Genomic DNA, 20156 nt, shown 5'->3' on the forward strand with positions numbered 1-20156 from the left:
ACGGGTCCCGGCCTGCAGGCGTTAAGGCTGGTGCGTTCCTACTGGGCAGAGCCCTTCCAGCCGGGAACGTCAGGGCCGTCCAGACCGGTCTCGGACAGCTGCAGCACAGTGTCCGCGGCCTTGTCCACGGCCTCGCCCGGCGCCTTGTGTCCGCTGCTGACCGTCAGAGCGGCGGCATAGCCGACCAGGAAGCTGCTGACGAGTCCGGCGTCGGGGCCCACCGAGTCCCCGGCCTTCTCATTCAACGTCCGCAGCAGTTGGAGATCCACTTCCAGGTCCAGGATCTGCAGCGCCTGTGTCAGCCGGCGGCTCCAGTCCGACAGGTTGATGTCTTCCATATCCGGTTCCGTGCTCATAGTGGCTCCTTTGCGGTGCGGTGACGGTCCTGCTGGTTGCTAGCTTTAGCACTCCCGGCGGCAGCGGAACAACGACCGCCGGCGGGTGCCGTTATTCCGCGGCGGGGCGCCCTGCCCCGTCGAACTGCTCCCGATGGGCGGTGCCCGGGGAACCGTCGGCCTCGTCATTGAGGGCCGCCGGCCCGCCTTCGACGTCGATGACCAGCACGGTCACGTTGTCACGCCCCCCGGACCGCAGCGCCGCCTGGACCAGGTCGGCGCAGGCCTCCTGGGGCTCCGCGACGGAGGTGAGGATCTGGGCGATCTGCGAGTCGGAGACCTCACCGGTCAGTCCGTCGGAGCAGACCATGAGCCGGTCACCGGGTTCAAGCGGAATCAGCCAGAAATCCGCCTCGGTGTCGCTGCCGGTGCCCAGGGCACGCGTCACGACGTGCCGACGGGGATGCACGAGCGCCTCCTCCGGCGTGATCTGGCCCATGGCGACCAGTTCCTGCACCTCGCTGTGGTCAACGGTGATCTGTTCGAAGACGCCGCGGCTGAGCCGGTAGGTGCGCGAGTCCCCCACATTGAAGACCAGCCAGTGCGGCACCCCGGCCTCCCGCACCATGACGGCGCCGGTCAGGGTGGTGCCGGCACGTCCTCCGGAAGCGGCGCGGATACGCCGGTCCGCCTCCGCCAGCAGCGCTTCGAGCTCAGCTGCCGAGAGTTCGGGCAGGTGCTCTCCCACGATGGCGGATTCGGCAAGGGTCTGCACGCAGAGGCTGCTGGCAACCTCCCCCGCCTCATGGCCGCCCATGCCGTCTGCGACCGCGAAGATCGGATCAGCGGCGATCAACGAGTCCTCGTTGAGTTCGCGGCGCAGCCCCCGGTCGGAGGCGTAACCGTAAACGGCATGCAGATCCGTGTCCGGGGATGTCGTTTCGTCCGAGTTCATTCACGCCCTATCCGGCAGCAGTCCATTGAGACCCACGTTACGAGACCTCTTCCATACCCTAACCGACCCGGCCCCGCGAGGACCGTGAATCCGGCGGCGGGTCAGCTTTGGCTCAGGCCGGGTCACCCCCGCGACCGCTTGAAGCGGCGGGACGGTCCGCCGGTTTCAGTCCAGGACCAGGCCCTGCCCGGTGCCGCGGGCCAGGGTCACCGGGTGGATCTCGCCGAAGCCGCGCACCGTCCGCGGCGGGTGCGGGATGAGCACGAACCGATCGTTGCTGCGCAGCGCCGCTGCGGTGGACGCGTCGGTCAGGACGGTGCCCGGCTCCGCGAGGGATGTGAGCCGGGAGGCCAGGTTCACGGTGGGCCCGTAAATGTCGCCGAGCCGGGAGAGCACCCTGCCCCAGACCAGCGAGACCCGGGCGGAGGGCAGCAGCTCGTCCTCGGTGAAGGCCTTCGCCAGGGCAAGCGAGATTTCGGCCCCGGCCTCGGGGGTCTCGGCGTTGAACAGGACTTCGTCACCGATGGTCTTCACCAGCCGGCCGCCGCCGACCGAGATGATCTCGGCGCACTTGTGCTCGAACCGCTGGACCATCTGGGCCAGGGTCTTTTCGTTCATCTGGCGGGAGAGGCTGGTGTAGGAGACGAGGTCGGCGAAGCCGACGGCGCGGGCCAGCGGCAGCGGCGCGTCGTCCGATCCGCCGCCGTGGCTCGCCAGGCCGGCCTCCGCCCGCAGGGCCAGGCGCTGCACCGCGGCGTTGAGCTGCCGCCGCCAGGCGTAGACCAGGGTCTTTTCCAGCGGCTCGATAAGGTCCGGAATCTCGGCGACCAGGGCCTTGCGGGCCTCGGCGTCGCTGATGCCGCGCTGGACAACCATTTCCTCGACCAGCGCCTCGATCTGCCACACGACCATGCGGTCCGTCATCTGCCCGATCGAGCGCATGATCGAGATGGCGGCCTCCTCGGTGAGCTGTTCCTGGCGGACCAGGTCAATCACCGTGGACAGCGCCTCGCGGTCCTGCTGCGTGAAGAAGACGTCATCGTCGTCAAGGTTGGGGAAGCCCATGGCCCGCCAGAGCTTGCGGGCGGAGAGCAGGGACACGCCGGCCTCGGCCGCCGCCTCACGGCGCTTGAGCGTGCGTGGCCCGCCGATGAGCCGTGCCTCGAGCCGGCGGACATCCTCACGGTCGATTTCGGTACTCCGCCGCGCCTGCTCGGGCCGCGGCCGCGCGGACAACGCCGGCATGGACAGGGTCAGCGGCTCCGGGTCGGAGCCGGGGTTCGTCCGCTCGGCGGAGCCGGGGCCTTCGCCTCCCTGCGACCGCTCCGCGTAGGTGTAAAAGTCTCCGGAGGCATCGGGGCCGGCGCCCCGCTCATCGGGGTCCGCTTCGGCCCCGGCAACGGCATCCGCATCCCGCCGCGCGTCCTCGGGAACGGGCTCCGCAGCTTCGGCGGGGACGGCCTCGTCGGCCCTGTCCGGGCCCGGCACCCGGCCGTCCTCACTCATCGAATCCGCCTCCGTCCTCGTAGTCCCCATGCCCTTCCATATCTACACCATCGAACATGGCGGTCATTGGCAGCTGGCCTATGGCGGCGACCACAAGGGACCGGAAGCGGTGCACCTCCGGCACGCCGCGGTAGGGCACCACCCGGCCGTGCCCCAGATCCACCACCAGAGTTCCGGAGCGCTGCATGCGGTCGCTGACTCCCTGCCGGATCTCCAGCTGGTACACCGACGCGAGCGAGATTTCGTGCTCGCTGCGGCGCAGCACGCCGCTGCGGTGGAGCAGTCTCCGGCTGGTGAGGATGAACCGGGCCGCGGACCACTGCAGCGCCACGGGCAGGCACCAGCGCAGCACCACCAGCAGGGCGGCGGCCACCACGGCGAGCTGCAGATACGGGCCCCACCCGGACAGGGCCGGGGCAACCGAATCGCGGTTGAGGAAGCCCACCAGGAATCCCGCGGCTGCGCCGGCGAGCACAGTGACCGCAACCGGCCGCCACAGCCGGCGGGCCGACGGCCGGCTGGAGACGATGACGCGCTCCCCCGGCGCCAGGTTCAGGCGCATGGGACCGCGAGCGGGGCCGTATCCGTCACGGGCGCCTCCGTCACGGCTCCACCGGGCGCAGATGCACGACGTCGGCGGCGTTGACCGTGTGCCGCTCCCCCTGGCCGTCCACCACCAGCAGCGCGCCGTGCACGTCCAGCCCGACCGCCCGGCCGGTGAGGAAACCGCCGTCGGGCAGCTCGGCACGCACCTGCCTGCCCAGGGTATCCATCCGCGCACGCAGGCGCTCCAGCAGGCCCGGCCCGTCGGCCCAGGGCGCCTGCGGGTCGCCGTCGACGGCGCAGAACCCGGCGTAGGCGGCGGCAAAGTCGTTTAGGTAGGCGGCCAGCAGCACGTTCCGGTCGGTGGTGGAGGCGTACTCCATCAACAGGCTGGTGGCGGTGGGCACCGGCAGGTCCTCGTCGGTGAGGGAAACGTTCATCCCGGCACCAACCACCACGGCCGGAGGATTGCCTCCGGTGCCGGGCACCAGCTGGGCCAGCACCCCGGCCAGCTTGCGGCCGTCCACCATGACATCGTTGGGCCACTTCAGCCGGGCCGCGACGCCGGTGCACCGGGACACCGCTTCGGCCAGCGAAAGCGCTGCAAGCAGGGAAAGCCAGCCGTAGGACTGGGTCGGCAGCGGGCGGCGCTGGGGGCCGTGGGGACGCAGCAGCACGCTGACGAACAGCGAACTGCGTTCCGGAGCCTCCCAGCTGCGGCCCATCCGACCCCGGCCTTCGGTCTGCAGCTCGGCCGTGAGCACGCTGAAGTCCGGCCAGGCCTGCCCCGGTCCGGAAACGTCAAGGCGGGCGGCGTCGGCCAGATCCGCGTTGGTGGAGCCGGTCCGCTGCACCACATCGAGGCGGGAGACCGGACCGGCCGGAGCCACCAGCTGTGTCCTCAGGCCGGCTTCGTCCAGGCCCGGGCGTTCCATGGCCGAGTAGTGCTGTTGCATGGGTCCGATCTTACGCAACCGGGCCGACAACGCCCGGGCCGGGACCGGCCGTCGGCGACTCCCTAGAGGAAGAAGTCCGGTGCCAGCCGGTCCTCGGGGGCTCCCATGCTGTATTTGGTGAAGTCGGTGATGCCTTCCTCGCGCAGTACCTGCTCGTCGGTGAAGAACTGTCCGGTGGACTGCCGGGACGGGCGGGTGAGGATGGCGTGGGCGGCGTCGGCCATGATCTGCGGGCTGCGGGAGGCCTTGGCCACCTGCTCGCCCAGCACCGGAAGGTTGCGGATGGCGGCCGTGTCGATCGCGGTGCACGGCCAGAGCGAGTTGACGGCCACGCCGTCCTCCTTCAGCTCCTCCGCGAGCCCCAGGGTCGTCAGGCTCATGCCGTACTTGGCCATGGTGTAGGCCAGCTGCCCGCCGGCCCACTTCGGATCCAGGTTCAGCGGCGGGGAGAGGGTCAGGATGTGTCCGTTGGAGGACTTGCGGAGGGCCGGCAGGGAGAACTTGGAGAGCATGAAGGCGCCGCGGGCGTTGATGTCCTGCATCAGGTCATAGCTCTTCATGGTGACGTCGTCGGTTCCACGCAGGTCGATCGCCGACGCGTTGTTCAGCACGACGTCGATGCCGCCGAAGCGCTCGACGGCCTGCTCGACGGCGCCGGCGACGTCTTCGTCGCGCCGCACGTCCCCGATGATCGGCAGGGCCTTGCCGCCGGCCGCTTCGATGTCCTCCGCGGCGGTATACACAGTGCCCGGCAGCTTCGGATGCGGCTCGGCCGTCTTGGCCAGCATGACGATGTTCGCGCCGTCAGCTGCGGCGCGGAGGGCAATGGCGAGGCCGATGCCGCGGCTGCCGCCGGACATCAGGATGGTGCGGCCGGCCAGTGAACGGGGAGAGTCTGTGTTCTCGGTCATACGGACAGGGTAATGCACCCGCGGCCATTATGTTACTGGTCAGTAACATCCGCGGGTGCACCACCTTCCCCGCCGCCCGAGCCGTGCGGCAGTCCGCCGGGGGCCCTAGCTGTGCTGCCCGCGGGACCGGCCCAGCAGCAGCGTTCCCGCCGCCGCGACCAGCAGGCCCAGGCCCAGCACGCCCAGGTTCAGGGAGCCGGATCCGGCGTCAATGCCGGTGTCCGCCAGGGCTGTCTGGGGCACGCAGCTCAGAGGGGCGGGGCTGGCTTCGGCCTGCCCCGGGGCAGCCGACGCCACCCCGGGCGTCACGGCCGCTGCCCCGGGCGTTACGGCCGACGGCGGGCAGATGCAGTACGCGGGCGTCGCCGTGCTGCCCGGCGTCGGGGTTTCCGTCGTCGGACCCGGCGTCGGGGTCTCCGTCGTCGGACCCGGGGTCGGGGTGGTGGTGGACTCGGTCGGAGACGGGGACGGAGTGGGGGTCGGCGCCGGGGTCGGAGTGACAGACACATAGGAACTGCCGGCCGACGACGACGCGTCGCAGGGCGCGATGGTCACGTCCAGCGGGGCCCTCACCTGTGCGGACGGAGCAGCCGCCCGGGCTTGGCCCGCCATAGTCAGAAAGAACAGGATGAGGACCACGCCCAGGCCGAGGGCCCGGATTCTGAGACGCTGAGGCTGGCTCATGACGTGGCGCTCCTCGCTGTTGACGGCCCTGAAATTCCAGGAGCGGAGAACCTGACCAGCCGAGAGTACTTGTGCTCCGAACAGCAAAAGCAGGGTGGAGCCTCAAATAAACCGCGTAGCGGCCCAGAATTCTGTGAGTAACCTGCACGTACGCTTCGTGCGGCCGGGAGAACAGCGCGCCGGCGCCCCAAGGGGCGTTCGGCGAAATTGTAGGGTTCCTACACCCAATGCGCGTGGTGACGCTCACTAGACTGGTGGAATCGCGGATTCGCTTATGCGGACCCTACTAAGGCAGCGGATGGCTGCAGCCCGACTTACCCAAGGACGCCCATGAGCCTGGACCAGCAAACCGACCTGCACACGACCGCCGGCAAACTCGCCGAACTGCGGCGGCGGCAGGCCGAAGCGCTGGCTCCCGCCGGCCCCGAGGCAGTCGAGAAGCAGCACGCGCGCGGCAAGCACACCGCCCGTGAGCGCATCGAGATGCTGGTCGATGCCGGCTCCTTTGTGGAGTTCGACGCCCTGGCCGTGCACCGCTCCACTGCCTTCGGAATGGAAAAGAAGAAGCCCCTCGGCGACGGCCTGGTCTCCGGCTACGCCACCGTTGACGGCCGCCAGGTGGCCCTGTACAGCCAGGACTTCTCCGTCTACGGCGGCTCGCTCAGCCAGGTCAACGGCGGCAAGATCGCCAAGGTCCAGGAATTTGCCCTCCGCACGGGCTGCCCGGTGATCGGCGTCCTCGACGGCGGCGGCGCCCGCATCCAGGAAGGCGTCGCCTCGCTGGCCATGTTCGCGGACATCTTCCGCAACAACGTGCACGCCTCCGGCGTCATCCCGCAGATCTCGCTGATCATGGGCCCCTCCGCCGGCGGCGCGGCCTACTCCCCCGCCCTCACCGATTACGTGGTCATGGTGGACAAGACCAGCCACATGTTCATCACCGGGCCCGACGTCATCAAGACCGTCACCGGCGAAGACGTGGACATGGAGACCCTCGGCGGCGCCCGCCAGCACAACACCACCACCGGCACGTCCGCCTATCTCGCCGCGGACGAGGAGGACGCCGTCGAGTTCGTGCGAGAGCTCCTCGACTTTCTGCCCTCCAACAACCTCGCCGAGGCGCCGGTGGCCGCTTTCGCCCAGGACGAGGAAGCCAACGACGGCGACCTCGCCCTGGATACGCTCATTCCAGACTCGGCCAACCAGCCCTACGACATGCGCACCGTCATCGAGCAGGTGATCGACGACGGCCACTTCCTTGAAGTCTCCGCGCTGTACGCCCCCAACGTGATCATCGGCTACGGCCGGGTGGAAGGGCACACCGTGGGCGTCGTCGCGAACCAGCCGATGCAGTTCGCCGGCACCCTGGACATTGCGGCGTCGGAGAAGGCGGCACGCTTCGTGCGCCACTGCGACGCGTTCAACATTCCCATCCTGACTTTCGTGGACGTGCCCGGTTTCCTGCCGGGCACCGACCAGGAGTTCAACGGCATCATCCGCCGCGGCGCCAAGCTGCTCTACGCGTACGCCGAAGCCACGGTGCCGAAGCTGACAGTGATCACCCGCAAGGCCTACGGCGGGGCGTACATCGTGATGGGCTCCAAGAAGCTCGGCGCGGACCTGAACCTGGCCTGGCCCACCGCGCAGATCGGCGTGATGGGCGCCCAGGGCGCGGTGAACATCCTGTACCGCGCGCAGCTGAAGGCCGCCGCGGCCGCCGGGGAGGACGTCGATGCCGCCCGCGAGGGCTACATCAACGCCTACGAGGAGGAACTGCTGAATCCCTACCAGGCCGCCGAGCTGGGCTACGTGGACGCGGTCATCGCCCCGTCCGAGACCCGGCTGCAGATCATCCGCGGGCTGCGGGCGCTGCGCGACAAGCGCGCCGCCCTTCCGCACAAGAAGCACGGGAACATTCCGCTGTGAGCGCCCAGCCGATCGGGCTGCCCGAGCCCGAACAGACCCCCGAACCCCTGTTCCGCGTGGTGGGCGGAAACCCCACCGCTGAGGAGCTCGCGGCCCTGACCGCCGTCGTCGTCGGCCTCACCGGCCCGGCACCCGAGCCCGCACCGGACCGCCGGGGCGCTGCCCGGGCCTGGACCCGCCGTCGCCAGCTGCGGCTGCTGCCGGCTCCCGGACCCGGTGCCTGGCGGCGCAGCTACCGCTGACTTCATCCTGCCCGGACATTTCACCGGGCAGCCCGGCGCCTCAACCCGCTGCGGAAGCTTCTGACTAGCGCCGTTACAGCCGGGTGTCAAGGCCGCTGCCGGCTGATTTCGGCCGTGTTGCTGATTCCGCTTACCTTGCGGTTAGGCTTCCCCTTGTGACCGAACAGACAACGCCTTCCGCCCTGCCCGCCGACGACGCCGCGCGCCGTCCGACCGCCATCGACGCCGTTGCCGATGCGCTGACCGAGCGCCTGCTGGAGCTGGATCCGACTTTCGCCACGTCCCTCGGCGTCCCGGGACACGAGACGGAGTATCCCGACTGCTCCCCCGCCGGGCTGGAGAACTTCGCCGAAGCCGCCCGGGAGACGCTGGCGCGGCTCGAGGGCCTGGAGCCGGCCGACGACGTCGACCGCGTAACCCTCGACGCCCTGCACGAGCGGCTTGAACTGGAGCTGGAAATCCACGCCACCGGCTGGGATCTTGCAGACCTGAACAACATCGCCAGCCCCGCCCAGGGCATCCGGTCCGTCTTCGACCTGATGCCCACCGCCACGGTCGAGGACTGGCGCAACATCTGCGGCCGGCTCGGCAACGTCACCGATGCCCTTTCCTCCTACGTGACGTCGCTGCGCAGCGGTGCCGAGCAGGGCCTGCTGCCCGCAGCCCGCCAGGTCCGGACCGTCATCGAGCAGTGCACCCGCTACGCCGAAGACGGCGGATTCTTCGACCGTTTCGTCAGCGAGGCGGCGGCCGGGGACGGCACCGAACTGCCGCAGGACCTCGCCGCCGAGCTGCGCGTGCACGCCGACGAAGCCCGCGCCGGCTACCGCGGCTTCGTGACCTTCCTGGCAGATGAGCTGCTGCCGCTGGCGCCCGAGAAGGACGCTGTCGGCCGGGAACGCTACGCGCTGATGTCCCGCCGCTTCCTGGGCGCGGAGATCGATCTCGAAGAGACCTACCGGTGGGGCGTCGAGGAGCTGGACCGGATCATCGCCGAGCAGGAGCAGGTGGCCAACCAGATCCGCGAGGGTGCCTCGGTGGAAGAGGCCATGCGGATCCTCAACGAGGATCCCGCGCGCCAGCTGCACGGCACCGACGCGCTGCGCGCGTGGATGCAGGACCTCTCCGACCGCGCCGTGGCGGACCTCGCCGACACCCACTTCGAGATTCCCGAGCAGATGCGCACGATCGAGTGCATGATCGCGCCGACCGATGAGGGCGGCATCTATTACACCGGGCCCAGCGAGGACTTCTCCCGCCCGGGCCGCATGTGGTGGTCCGTGCCCGCCGGCGAGGACACCTTCAGCACCTGGAACGAAACCACCACCGTCTACCACGAGGGGGTGCCGGGACATCACCTGCAGATCGGCACCGCGACCGCCGCACGGGGGCTGCTGAACTCCTGGCGCCGCAACGTCTGCTGGGTCTCCGGGCACGGCGAAGGCTGGGCGCTCTACGCGGAGCGGCTGATGGACGAGCTGGGCTACCTCAGCGACCCGGGCGACCGGATGGGCATGCTCGACGCCCAGCGGATGCGCGCCGCCCGCGTGGTCTTCGACATCGGCGTGCACCTGGAGCTGGAGATCCCCGAGCGGTGGGGCTCCGGCACCTGGACCGCCGAGAAGGGGTATGAGTTCCTCAAGCAGAACATCGCCATCTCCGAGGGGCAGCTGAACTTTGAGTTCACCCGCTACCTGGGCTGGCCGGGCCAGGCCCCGTCCTACAAGCTGGGCCAGCGGCTCTGGGAGCAGATCCGCGACGAGGTCCGTGCCCGTGAAGGCGACGCATTCGACGCCAAGGCCTTCCACACCCGGGCGCTTCGGCTGGGTTCGGTGGGCCTGGACACGCTGCGCCGGGCACTGCTGGACGGCTAGCACGGCTCCCCCGGGGCGTCATATTGATCCCCTGGAAATGCGATATTTGTCACGGGCGGCGCGGGAATGCGCCGCCCGTCGGCGTCGGATCCCTTGCCCGGAGCGGATCCGCCCTCACCGGCGGCCGCAGGGCAGCGGAAGGTGCGCGTAACATTTCGCAACTTTGAGGATGCTCTGCTATTGAAACTTCCCTAGCATCTTCTGGTGACCTCAGAAACCTCCTCCCCCGTCAGCGCCCGACGGCGGCTGCCCGCCTGGGTAACCGCGTTCGGGCCCCAGATCATCGCCGCCCTGATCATCGGCCTGGCCCTGGGCCTGCTGGCCCGCGAGATGGGCGAGAGCGCGGAAGGCGAGCCGAACTGGCTCACCACCACGCTGAACACCATCGGCACCAGCTACGTCTCGCTGCTGAAGGCCGCCGTCGTGCCGCTGATCTTCACCGCCGTCGTCAGCTCGATCGCGAATCTGCGCGCCGTGTCCAACGCCGCCCGGCTGGCCTGGCAGACCCTGCTGTGGTTCGCCATCACCGCACTGATTGCCGTGCTGATCGGCATTGCCCTCGGCGTGATCCTGCAGCCCGGCGCCAACACGTCCGGCCTGCCCGAGGCCGGCTACGAGGGCGGCACCGGCAGCTGGCTGGGCTTCCTCACCGGCCTGATCCCCTCGAACTTCATGGGCCTGACCGCCTCCTCGACCGCCGTCGACCCGGAGACCGTCACCACCGCCCTGAACTTCAACGTCCTGCAGGTGCTGGTCATCGCCATCGCCGTCGGCATCGCCGCGCTGAAGGTCGGCAAGGCGGCCGAACCGTTCCTGGCATTCAACGCCTCCGCCCTGGCCGTGATCCAGAAGGTGCTGTGGTGGATCATCCGCCTCGCCCCGCTGGGCACCATCGGCCTGATCGGGCGCGCCGTGGCCACCTACGGCTGGACCACCATCGGCTCGCTCGGCATGTTCGCCATCGCCGTCTACGTGGGCCTGGCCCTGGTGCTGTTCGTGGTCTACCCGGTGCTGATCAAGGCCAACGGCCTGTCCGTGCGGCAGTGGTTCTCCGGCGCGTGGCCGGCCATCCAGCTGGCCTTCGTCTCGCGCTCCTCCGTGGGCACCCTGCCGCTGACCCAGCGGGTCACCGAGCGGAACCTCGGGGTGCCCCGCGGCTACGCCTCCTTCGCCGTGCCGCTGGGTGCGACCACCAAGATGGACGGCTGCGCCGCCATCTACCCCGCCGTCGCCGCGATCTTCGTGGCCCAGTTCTTCGGCATCAATCTGGACCTGGGCCAGTACCTGCTGATCGTGCTGGTCTCCGTGCTCGGCTCCGCGGCCACCGCGGGAACCACCGGCGCCGTCGTGATGCTCACCCTGACCCTGTCCACGCTGGGGCTTCCGCTGGCCGGTGTCGGCCTGCTGCTGGCCATCGATCCGATCCTGGACATGGGCCGCACGGCGGTCAACGTCGCCGGGCAGACGCTGGTGCCGGCCATCGTGGCCAAGCGCCAGGGCATCATCGACATGGACCTGTACAACACCCGCAGGCGCGGCGAGCCCTTCGCCGACGACTCCGATGAGCTGCTGGCCGAGCAGGCCCGCGGCGAGGCGGCGACCGACGCCGAGCGCACCGCTCCGGTGCCGGTGGAGGAGAACGACGGGCGCGGCGTGTCCGTACCCGCCGGAGCGCCCGGGACCGGTTCCGGGCCCGACGCCGGTGCCGGCGTCCGCCGCGGCTGAGCCGTTGCAGGGCCGGGAAGGCGCAGATATGTGACCCGCAGCGGTGCTGCCGAATTCGGCACCGTTGACAGGACACGCTAGGATTTCCTCATCTCGCACTTCCTTTTGGCGAAGGCCGTCCCGCTGTCGGGGCGGCCTTCGCTGTATCCCGGCGGCTTTTCGGTGCGGCCGCACTGCGGCGGGCGGCCCGCCCCGCGCGGGTGCTCGGCGCGCGGGCCTGTCCCCCGGGCTGCTAGTGCGCTTCCCAAGCCGGCTGCCCGCCCCGCACCGGACCCGCCGTCGTCGTGCCTCCTCCCGGACCCTCCCGGTCCTGGGGCCCGGCCACCACGACGACCCGCACCGCCCGGGACCGAGGTTGGATAGGCTGGAGGGCGTGACTGACCTGAGCCTGATCCTCGCCTCCGCCTCCCCCGCCCGCACCAAGCTGCTGACCGACGCGGGCATCGCCCACCGCGTCCTGGTCTCGGATGTGGACGAGGACGCGGTCACGGCTGCAGCCGGCACCCCTTCGCCTGCGGAGACGGCGCTGCTCCTGGCCCGGGCGAAGGCCGAGTCCGTGGCCGCCCTGCCTGCTGCCGAGGGATCGCTGGTGGTCGGCTGCGACTCGGTGTTCGAGTTCCAGGGCGAGGCGCACGGCAAACCGTGGGAGCCCGACGTCGCCCGTGCCCGGATCCGGCGGATGAGCGGCACCTACGGGGTGCTGCACACCGGGCACTGGCTGGTGGACCGCCGGGCGGAGTCCGACGGCGGCTCCGGCACTTCCGCGGGCCTGCTCAGTTCCGCAGAGGTGCACTTCGCCGAGCTGGCCGACGCCGAAATTGAGGCCTATGTGGCCACCGGCGAGCCGCTGCAGGTGGCCGGCTCGTTCACCATCGACTCGCTCGGCGGGGCGTTCATTGAGAAGGTCGTCGGCGACCCGCACGCCGTCGTCGGCCTCTCCGTGGTGACGCTGCGGAAGCTGCTGTCCGGCGCCGGCGTCTCCATCACCGATCTGTGGGACCGGTAGGGCCGGTTCACCGGTAGCGCCTGTCCGGCCCGGGCGAAGGCCGGGTCGGCCCGGTCGAAGGCCGGGTGTGGGTCTCCGCGACGGCTCCCGGCCATCCTTTGTACAGATAACGCTGGATAAGGCTGGTCCCGCCACCTGCATGCGCATCGTTTGTACAGATAACGCTGCTCAGGCGCTGTCTTAGCGACATCAGCTGTACAACAGATTGCCGGCGGCGCCCCACGCACACCCTAAAGCGACATCAGCTGTACAACGGATAGTCCTCGCCCGGGCCGGGGCGGGCCGTTCCAGCCGTCTCGGGCCCCTTATTGCTCTGGCCGGGTCCATCCGCCCATGACCAGCCCACGGACGACCTTGGCCGCAACCCACGCGTCACCCAGGCGCATATCGGCAGCGCTGATCTTCACCTGATGCCATCCGAGTTCGGCGACCAGAAGGTCACGGTGGTTGTCGCGTGCCTGCTGGTCGCGCGTCAGGTGATGTGCGCCGTCGTACTCCACACAGGTCCGGAACTCGCGGCAGCCCAGATCCGCCCACACAGCCGGGTGGCCCGTCTCATCCAGCAGCGGTTCATTGGGGGTGAATTCAGGCAGTCCGGCACGGTGCAGCATCAGCCGGAGACGGCTCTCCGGTGCGGAGTCCACGCCAACCCGCAGCAGCTCCGCAGCCCGCCGCGCAGCCCGGATGCCCGGCACAGGTGCGAGTCCGATGACGTAGGCGCGCAGCTCTGCCAGCGGGACGACGGGGCGCCGGGCCGCGCCGAAGCTGCGCCGATGTTCGGAGACCAGATAGTCGCCCGCGGCAACCAGGTCATCGGCGCACAGCAGTGTCGCCAGGTCCACCCAGGTCCGCGCCGGACTGGTGACACGTAGCCCATCCCCCAGGACCACGACTTCATCGTCATTCAGGGCCTGCCGGTGGCCCTGAACATGCCGACGTCGCGGCGCGCCGCGGCCCGGCTGCCGCGTCAGGTGCAGCACGGGCTCGTGGCGGTACGACGTCGGCAGCGGCATCCCGTGCAGACGCGCGGCTGTGGTGTGGCTAAGCACCGCGTCGGGCAGCAGCTGCAGATAGGGCCTACAACTGGCGGCCAGGGCCCGCCGTTCCGCACGGGCTGCCGCCGACCCCGCTGAGCCAGCGCTGCCGCCACGCTGAACCGGCACCCGAATGCCCCGACTCGGAAGGCGAAGGTCACCGGCCCGAAGCCGTCCAGGAGTCACTCCCAGCTGTCGAGCCTCGTCGACGGTGAAAGGCTCCGACAGCGGGGGCGGAAGCGGCTCGGGCACGCGCATGCCTCTTTCTATCGGGCCGCCAGGGCCGAAGGGCCGTTGTCCACAGCCACAACCGGCAGGGCATCACCTGCCGCCGCCCTGGCGCCGCCGGCCACCTCGCCCCTCCGCCGGAGCCCCGCCTTGTAGGGTCCCCACAAACAATCCGGGCGCACTACGCCGGGATGTGACGCATTATGGCCGGTTGCCACAAAACCGCGTTAGGCTCCGAACAGATTCGAAGGAGCCAGTGCATCAATGAACAATCCCCATGCCGCCGCCGACGGCGTCGAAACCCCGGACAGCCTCAAGCCGCTGACGAAGGTCCTGGTCGCCAACCGCGGCGAGATCGCCGTCCGGGTCATCCGGGCCGCCCGTGACGAAGGCATTGCCGCGGTCGCCGTCTACGCCGAACCGGACCGCGACGCCCTGCACGTCCGCCTCGCCGACGAGGCGTATGCTCTGGGCGGGGAGACCGCCGCGGACTCATACCTGGACATGGACAAGCTGCTGGACGCCGCAGCCCGCTCCGGCGCGGACGCGATCCATCCCGGCTACGGCTTCCTGTCCGAAAACGCGGACTTCGCCCGCCGGGTGCTCGACGCCGGCCTGACCTGGATCGGCCCCTCCCCCGAGGCCATCGCGGCCCTGGGCGACAAGGTGCAGGCCCGGCACATCGCAGCCAAGGTGGGTGCCCCTCTGGTGCCCGGCACCGCCGATCCGGTCTCCTCCGCCCAGGAGGTCATCGACTTCGCCTCCGAGCATGGCCTGCCGGTGGCCATCAAGGCCGCGTTCGGCGGCGGCGGCCGCGGCATCAAGGTCGCCCGCACGCTCGAGGAGATCCCGGACCTCTATGACTCCGCGGTCCGCGAGGCCACCGCCGCGTTCGGCCGCGGCGAGTGCTTCATCGAACGTTTCCTCGACGCCCCGCGGCACGTGGAGACCCAGTGCCTGGCCGACGCGCACGGCAGCGTCGTCGTGGTCTCCACCCGCGACTGCTCCCTGCAGCGGCGCAACCAGAAGCTCGTGGAGGAGGCCCCGGCCCCGTTCCTCACCGACGAGCAGAACGCCCGGCTCTACGAAGCATCCAAGGCCATCCTGCGCGAGGCCGGCTACCAGGGCGCGGGCACCTGCGAGTTCCTGGTCGGCCGCGACGGCACCATCTCGTTCCTGGAGGTGAACACCCGCCTGCAGGTCGAGCACCCGGTCTCCGAGGAGGTCACCGGACTGGACCTGGTCCGCGAGCAGTTCCGGCTGGCCCGAGGCGAGAAGCTCGGCTACGGGGACCCGGAGATCCGCGGGCACAGCATCGAGTTCCGGATCAACGGCGAGGATCCGGGCCGGAACTTCCTGCCCGCTCCCGGCACCGTGCGCACCCTGCGCCTGCCCGCCGGCCCCGGTGTGCGCGTGGACACCGGCATCGAGGCCGGCGAAACGGTCAGCGGCGCGTTCGACTCGATGCTCGCCAAGCTGATCGTCACCGGCGCCACCCGCACCCAGGCCATCGAGCGGGCCCGCCGGGCCGTGGCGGAGATGGAAATCAGCGGCATGCCCACCGTGCTGCCCTTCCACGCCGCGGTACTGCAGGAACCGGATTTTGTGCCGGCCGAGGGCCCCTTCCGGGTGCACACCCGCTGGATCGAGACCGAGTTCCGCAACGACCTGCCGGCCTGGATCGGGGACCGCGCGGCGGCCGACGCCGACGACGAGGCCCGCCGACGCGTCACGGTGGAGGTGGGCGGCAAGCGCCTTGAAGTCGTGCTGCCCGAGGCGCTGGGCGGCGTCAGGCCGGCCAACGGGAACGGCAACGGCCGGTCCCGGAAGGCCGGACGGTCCCGCACGGCTGCGGCTGCCGCCTCGGGTGATGAGCTCACCTCCCCGATGCAGGGCACCATTGTGAAGGTCGCCGTCCAGGAGGGCGCCGTGGTGGCCGAGGGTGACCTGGTGGTCGTGCTGGAGGCCATGAAGATGGAGCAGCCGCTCACCGCCCACAAGGCCGGCACCATCACCGGCCTCTCCGCCGTTGCCGGCGCCACCGTCCCGGCGGGCGCAGTCATCGCGAGCATCCTCGACCAGCCGTAGCCCGGCCGGTGAGGGCCCGACGGCGGTGCGAGCCGGCGTCGGGCCCTCACCTGACAAAGCAGAAGGACCAGGCCCCGTGCGGGATCCTGGTCCTTCTGCTTTGTCAGGCGGCTGGAGGCTGAGCTTTAGCCTGAGTGGTTTTCGTAGTCGACGTCCTTGGTTTCCTTGGTGAGGAACAGGGCGATCAGGGTGAGCACCGCCATCGAGCTCAGGTACACGCCGACCAGCCAGGTGCTGCCGTTGGCGGCCTGCCACAGCGCGACCGCGATGAACGGCGCCACGGCGGCACCGAGGATCGAGGAGACGTTGTAGGCGATGGCCGAGCCGGTGTAACGCACGTTGGTCGGGAACAGCTCAGGGAGGATGGCGCCCATGGGGCCGAAGGTCAGGCCCATCAGGGTGAAGCCGAGGATCAGTACGGCCATGGTGCCCACGAAGCCGCCGCCGAACAGCGGATCCATCAGGAAGCCGAACACGAAGATGCCCGCGGTGACCACCAGCAGGGTCTTGCGGCGGCCGAACTTCTCCGCCAGCGGGCCGGCGACCATGGTGAAGATACCGAAGAACACGACGCCGACGATCAGCATGATCAGGAAGTCGTTCCGCGTGTAGCCGAGCCCTTCAGCGAAGGTGGACGGATCGAAGGTCTTCCCGGCGGCTTCGGCTGCGGCCCGGGCGTCCGCCTCGGACTTCGCGGCCGTGCCGTAGGTCAGGGAGAAGGTGGTCATCAGGTAGAACAGCACATAGGTGGCCAGCATGATGAACGTGCCGGCGATCATGGCGCGCCAGCTGGTGCGGAACACGGTGCCCAGCGGCAGCTTGGCGACCTTGCCGGTGTCCACGGCCTTCTGGAAGGCGGGGGTCTCCACCAGCTTCATGCGCACGTACAGGCCGATGATGACCATCACGGCGCTTGCCAGGAACGGAATGCGCCAGCCCCAGGACATGAACTGCTCATTGGTCAGGTTGAAGCTGAGGATCAGGAACAGGCCGTTGGCCAGGATGAAGCCGATCGGAGCGCCCAGCTGCGGGAAGGTGCCGTAGATGGCGCGCTTGTTGGCCGGGGCGTTCTCGGTGGCCAGCAGGGCCGCGCCGGACCATTCGCCGCCGAGGGCCAGACCCTGGGCGAAGCGCATGACCACCAGCAGCGCGGGCGCCCAGATGGCCCAGCCCGGCACCAGGGCGGTGGGCAGGCAACCGATGAGGAAGGTGGCGATGCCCATGGTCAGCAGCGAGGCAACCAGGGTGCCCTTGCGGCCGTTCTTGTCGCCGAAGTGGCCGAAGACGATCGAGCCGAGCGGACGGGCGATGAACGCGACGCCGAAGACGGCGAACGAGGCCAGCTGGGCGACGATGCCCTCCTGGCTCGGGAAGAACAGCGCGGGGAAGACGAGCACGGCCGCGGTGGCGTAGATGTAGAAGTCGTAGAACTCAATCGAGGTGCCGACGAGGCTGGCGATGAGGACCCTGCCGCGCGGGTTGGCTGGTGCTGGTGCGGCTGTGGAGCCGGACGATGTTGTTGTCATGGCGGTCTTCCCAGTGAGAGTGCGGGTTCGAACAGGACATCATCGTAAAACCGGCAGTCCAACATACGGACATGTGTCCAAATAATGAGATAAGACGCTGAAACATTTGAGTTTTCCCGCCCCAACGGGGACGGCCCGGCCACCCGCTCGTGGGCCCGCGCCGGGAAAACGTGCGGCCCGCCAAGCCCTTAACCGCCGACGGCGCCCGCTCCCCCTCACAGGGAAACGGACGCCGTCGGGCATCACAAGAGAAAAGGGCTACATGTGCACGTGAAGTCGCCGTGCCGCCTCGGAAATCGATCCGGTGAGGGACGGGTAGACGGTGAACGTGTTCGCTACGTCGTCCACGTGCAGCTTGTGCGTGACGGCCATGGCGATCGGGAAGATCAGTTCGGACGCGCGCGGGCCGACAACGACGCCGCCGATCACGGTGCCGGAGCCCTTGCGGGAGATGATCTTCACGAAGCCCTCGGTCACGTCCATCATCTTGGCGCGCGGGTTGGTGTGCAGGGAGAGCTTGATGACGTCGCCCTGGTAGCGGCCGGCGGCGATGTCCTGCTCGGAGACGCCCACGGAGGCGATTTCCGGAGAGGTGAAGATGTTGGAGGCCACCTGCTTCAGGCGCAGCGGCTTCACGCCGTCGCCCATCAGGTGCGCGACGGCGATCCTTCCCTGCATGGCGGCCACCGAGGCCAGGTTGAACACGCCGGTGCAGTCGCCGGCGGCGTAGACGTTCGGCGCGGTGGTGCGCGAGACGCCGTCGACCTTGATCTGTCCGCGCTCGTCCAGCTGAACGCCGGCCTCCTCGAGGCCGATGCCGGCCGTGTTCGGGATGGCGCCGACGGCGACGAGGCAGTGGCTGCCCTCCACGGTGCGCCCGTCGGAGAGGGTGACCAGCACGCCGTCGCCGGTGTTCACCACGGAGTCGGCGCGGGAACGGTTCAGGACGGTCATGCCGCGGGCCTGGAAGACGTCCTCCAGCACGACGGCGGCGTCGGCGTCCTCGCCGGGCAGCACGCGGTCGCGGCTGGAGATCAGGGTGACCTTGGTGCCGAGGCCGTTGTAGGCGGAGGCGAACTCGGCGCCGGTCACGCCGGAGCCGATGACGATCAGGTGCTCGGGCACCTCGGTGAGGTTGTAGATCTGCTTCCAGTTGAAAATGCGTTCACCGTCCGGCTTGGAGCTGTCCAGCTCGCGCGGGTTGGCGCCGGTGGAGATCAGCAGCGCATCGGCTTCGACGGTTTCGGTGCCGTTTTCGGTGACCGCCTCGATGGTGCGGTGGTCCAGCAGCCGGCCCTCACCGATGATCACCTTCACGCCCATCCGCTCCAGGGTGCGGCGGATGTCGTTGGACTGCTCCTTGGCCAGGGCCAGCAGGCGGGCGTTGACCACCTTCAGGTCGGCGACGACGGGCGAACCGTCGGCCAGCTCCACGCCGAGGTTGTGGGCGGCGACCAGGCGGGTCATGATGTCGGCGCTGGCGATGAGGGTCTTCGAAGGCACGACGTCGGTCAGCACCGCGGAGCCACCGAGCCCGTTGCGCTCGACGACCGTCACCTCGGCACCGAGTGAGGCGGCGACCATGGCGGCTTCGTAGCCGCCGGGCCCTCCGCCGAGGATCGCGAGTTTGCGGGCAGTAAAGTCAAGATGGCTGGTCACAGCATCCCATTCTGTCCCATCCGTCGACAGCGCTCAAACAGTGCCCGATGGAACCTTGCCCGCCGGCCCCGCGCCCGGCTTTAGCCAGCAGCGCCGGGTGGCGGTAAGTTGGTGCCGTGACCAACGATCCCTTTGAACTGGCCCGGCAGGCCGCAGCACACATTGCGGCAGAGACCGGCGTGGAACAGCATGATCTTGCCCTGGTGCTCGGCAGCGGATGGGGTGAGGCGGCGGAGCTGATCGGCGAGACGACCGCCACCCTCCCGGCCGACACCATTCCCGGCTTTACCGCCCCCGCGGTGGTCGGCCATGTGGGCACCATCCGCTCCATCCGCACCCCGGACGGCAAGAACGCCCTGGTGCTGGGTGCACGCACCCACTACTACGAGGGCCGCGGTGTGCGCGCGGTCGTGCACGGTGTCCGCACCGCGGCGGCCGCGGGCGCCAGGACCATGGTCCTGACCAACGGCTGCGGCGGGCTGAACCCGGCCTGGGCGCCGGGCACTCCGGTGCTGATCAGCGACCACATCAACCTGACCGCAGCCTCCCCGCTCGAGGGCGCCACGTTCGTGGACCTCACCGATCTGTACTCCTCCCGGCTGCGCGGCATCGCCCGCGAGGTGGATCCGAGCCTGGACGAGGGCGTCTACGCCCAGTTCACCGGCCCCCACTATGAGACTCCCGCGGAGGTCCGCTACGCCAAGACCATCGGCGCCGACCTGGTGGGCATGTCCACCGCGCTGGAGGCCATCGCTGCCCGGCACGCCGGAATGGAAGTGTTCGGCATCTCCCTGGTGACCAACCTGGCGGCCGGCATCAGTCCGGTGCCGCTGAGCCACCAGGAGGTCATCGAGGCCGGCCAGGCCGCCGGCCCCCGGATCTCCAAGCTGCTGGCCGAGATCATCGGACGCATCTAGACTGCGTCGGCGCGGAGCTTCGGCTCCGCGCCTTCCCTTTT

At 69.6% G+C, this 20156-nt stretch carries 18 protein-coding genes; 8 read left to right on the forward strand and 10 right to left on the reverse strand.

The window, feature by feature from the left end; translation table 11 throughout:
- Positions 1-38: 38 nt before the first annotated feature.
- From AC5RV6_RS12115 to AC5RV6_RS12145, 7 genes are all read right to left on the reverse strand, one after another.
- Positions 39-356 carry a DUF6457 domain-containing protein gene (locus AC5RV6_RS12115; protein ID WP_494007580.1) on the reverse strand — a complete coding sequence of 106 codons (318 nt, stop codon included), beginning with the start codon at positions 354-356 and terminating at the stop codon, positions 39-41.
- 91 nt (positions 357-447) lie between these two features.
- Positions 448-1290, reverse strand: a complete 843-nt coding sequence (locus AC5RV6_RS12120; protein WP_494007581.1) for a PP2C family protein-serine/threonine phosphatase — start codon at positions 1288-1290, stop codon at positions 448-450.
- A gap of 165 nt (positions 1291-1455) precedes the next feature.
- A complete protein-coding gene (locus AC5RV6_RS12125; protein WP_494007582.1) occupies positions 1456-2796 on the reverse strand; it encodes an adenylate/guanylate cyclase domain-containing protein in 1341 nt (446 codons plus the stop codon).
- Positions 2789-3358: a PH domain-containing protein gene (locus tag AC5RV6_RS12130; RefSeq protein ID WP_494007583.1), complete on the reverse strand. Its 570-nt coding sequence runs from the start codon at positions 3356-3358 to the stop codon at positions 2789-2791. The genes AC5RV6_RS12125 and AC5RV6_RS12130 overlap by 8 nt, the downstream gene beginning before the upstream one ends.
- A 40-nt stretch (positions 3359-3398) precedes the next feature.
- The gene (locus tag AC5RV6_RS12135; protein ID WP_494007584.1) at positions 3399-4295 is read right to left on the reverse strand and encodes a biotin--[acetyl-CoA-carboxylase] ligase; all 897 of its coding nucleotides are present in this window, start codon (positions 4293-4295) and stop codon (positions 3399-3401) included.
- Between the two features lie 62 nt (positions 4296-4357).
- Positions 4358-5206 (reverse strand): SDR family oxidoreductase, encoded by an 849-nt coding sequence (locus AC5RV6_RS12140; protein WP_494007585.1) that lies wholly within the window; start codon positions 5204-5206, stop codon positions 4358-4360.
- Positions 5207-5311: 105 nt separating this feature from the next.
- Positions 5312-5449, reverse strand: a complete 138-nt coding sequence (locus tag AC5RV6_RS12145; protein ID WP_494007586.1) for a hypothetical protein — start codon at positions 5447-5449, stop codon at positions 5312-5314.
- 103 nt (positions 5450-5552) lie between these two features.
- Between AC5RV6_RS12145 and AC5RV6_RS12150 the strand changes: the two genes are divergently transcribed.
- The 6 genes from AC5RV6_RS12150 (at position 5553) to AC5RV6_RS12175 (ending at position 12663) form a co-directional block, all read left to right on the forward strand.
- Positions 5553-5717, forward strand: coding sequence for a hypothetical protein (locus AC5RV6_RS12150; protein WP_494007587.1), 165 nt, complete (start codon positions 5553-5555; stop codon positions 5715-5717).
- A 503-nt stretch (positions 5718-6220) separates the two neighbouring features.
- Positions 6221-7816 (forward strand): acyl-CoA carboxylase subunit beta, encoded by a 1596-nt coding sequence (locus tag AC5RV6_RS12155; RefSeq protein ID WP_494007588.1) that lies wholly within the window; start codon positions 6221-6223, stop codon positions 7814-7816.
- Complete coding sequence (locus AC5RV6_RS12160; RefSeq protein WP_494007589.1) at positions 7813-8058, forward strand: acyl-CoA carboxylase subunit epsilon; 246 nt, start codon at positions 7813-7815, stop codon at positions 8056-8058. Before AC5RV6_RS12155 ends, AC5RV6_RS12160 begins: the two co-directional genes overlap by 4 nt.
- Positions 8059-8213: 155 nt before the next feature.
- Positions 8214-9932 carry a DUF885 domain-containing protein gene (locus AC5RV6_RS12165; RefSeq protein ID WP_494007590.1) on the forward strand — a complete coding sequence of 573 codons (1719 nt, stop codon included), beginning with the start codon at positions 8214-8216 and terminating at the stop codon, positions 9930-9932.
- A 201-nt stretch (positions 9933-10133) separates the two neighbouring features.
- The gene (locus tag AC5RV6_RS12170) at positions 10134-11657 is read left to right on the forward strand and encodes a dicarboxylate/amino acid:cation symporter (RefSeq protein ID WP_494008079.1); all 1524 of its coding nucleotides are present in this window, start codon (positions 10134-10136) and stop codon (positions 11655-11657) included.
- Between the two features lie 373 nt (positions 11658-12030).
- Positions 12031-12663: a Maf family protein gene (locus tag AC5RV6_RS12175; RefSeq protein WP_494007591.1), complete on the forward strand. Its 633-nt coding sequence runs from the start codon at positions 12031-12033 to the stop codon at positions 12661-12663.
- A gap of 305 nt (positions 12664-12968) precedes the next feature.
- On the opposite strand, the gene AC5RV6_RS12180 is transcribed toward AC5RV6_RS12175, so the two are convergent.
- Positions 12969-13955, reverse strand: a complete 987-nt coding sequence (locus tag AC5RV6_RS12180; RefSeq protein ID WP_494007592.1) for a hypothetical protein — start codon at positions 13953-13955, stop codon at positions 12969-12971.
- Positions 13956-14189: 234 nt separating this feature from the next.
- Here AC5RV6_RS12180 and AC5RV6_RS12185 point away from each other — a divergent pair, with 234 nt between their 5' ends.
- Complete coding sequence (locus AC5RV6_RS12185; protein WP_494007593.1) at positions 14190-16013, forward strand: acetyl/propionyl/methylcrotonyl-CoA carboxylase subunit alpha; 1824 nt, start codon at positions 14190-14192, stop codon at positions 16011-16013.
- A gap of 125 nt (positions 16014-16138) precedes the next feature.
- Here AC5RV6_RS12185 and AC5RV6_RS12190 read toward each other — a convergent pair whose 3' ends face one another.
- A complete protein-coding gene (locus AC5RV6_RS12190; protein ID WP_494007594.1) occupies positions 16139-17539 on the reverse strand; it encodes an MFS transporter in 1401 nt (466 codons plus the stop codon).
- Between the two features lie 258 nt (positions 17540-17797).
- The gene (locus AC5RV6_RS12195) at positions 17798-19198 is read right to left on the reverse strand and encodes an NAD(P)H-quinone dehydrogenase (RefSeq protein WP_494007595.1); all 1401 of its coding nucleotides are present in this window, start codon (positions 19196-19198) and stop codon (positions 17798-17800) included.
- Between the two features lie 116 nt (positions 19199-19314).
- Here AC5RV6_RS12195 and AC5RV6_RS12200 point away from each other — a divergent pair, with 116 nt between their 5' ends.
- Positions 19315-20115: a purine-nucleoside phosphorylase gene (locus tag AC5RV6_RS12200; protein ID WP_494007596.1), complete on the forward strand. Its 801-nt coding sequence runs from the start codon at positions 19315-19317 to the stop codon at positions 20113-20115.
- Positions 20116-20156: the final 41 nt, after the last annotated feature.

This window comes from Arthrobacter saudimassiliensis (genome assembly GCF_059090665.1).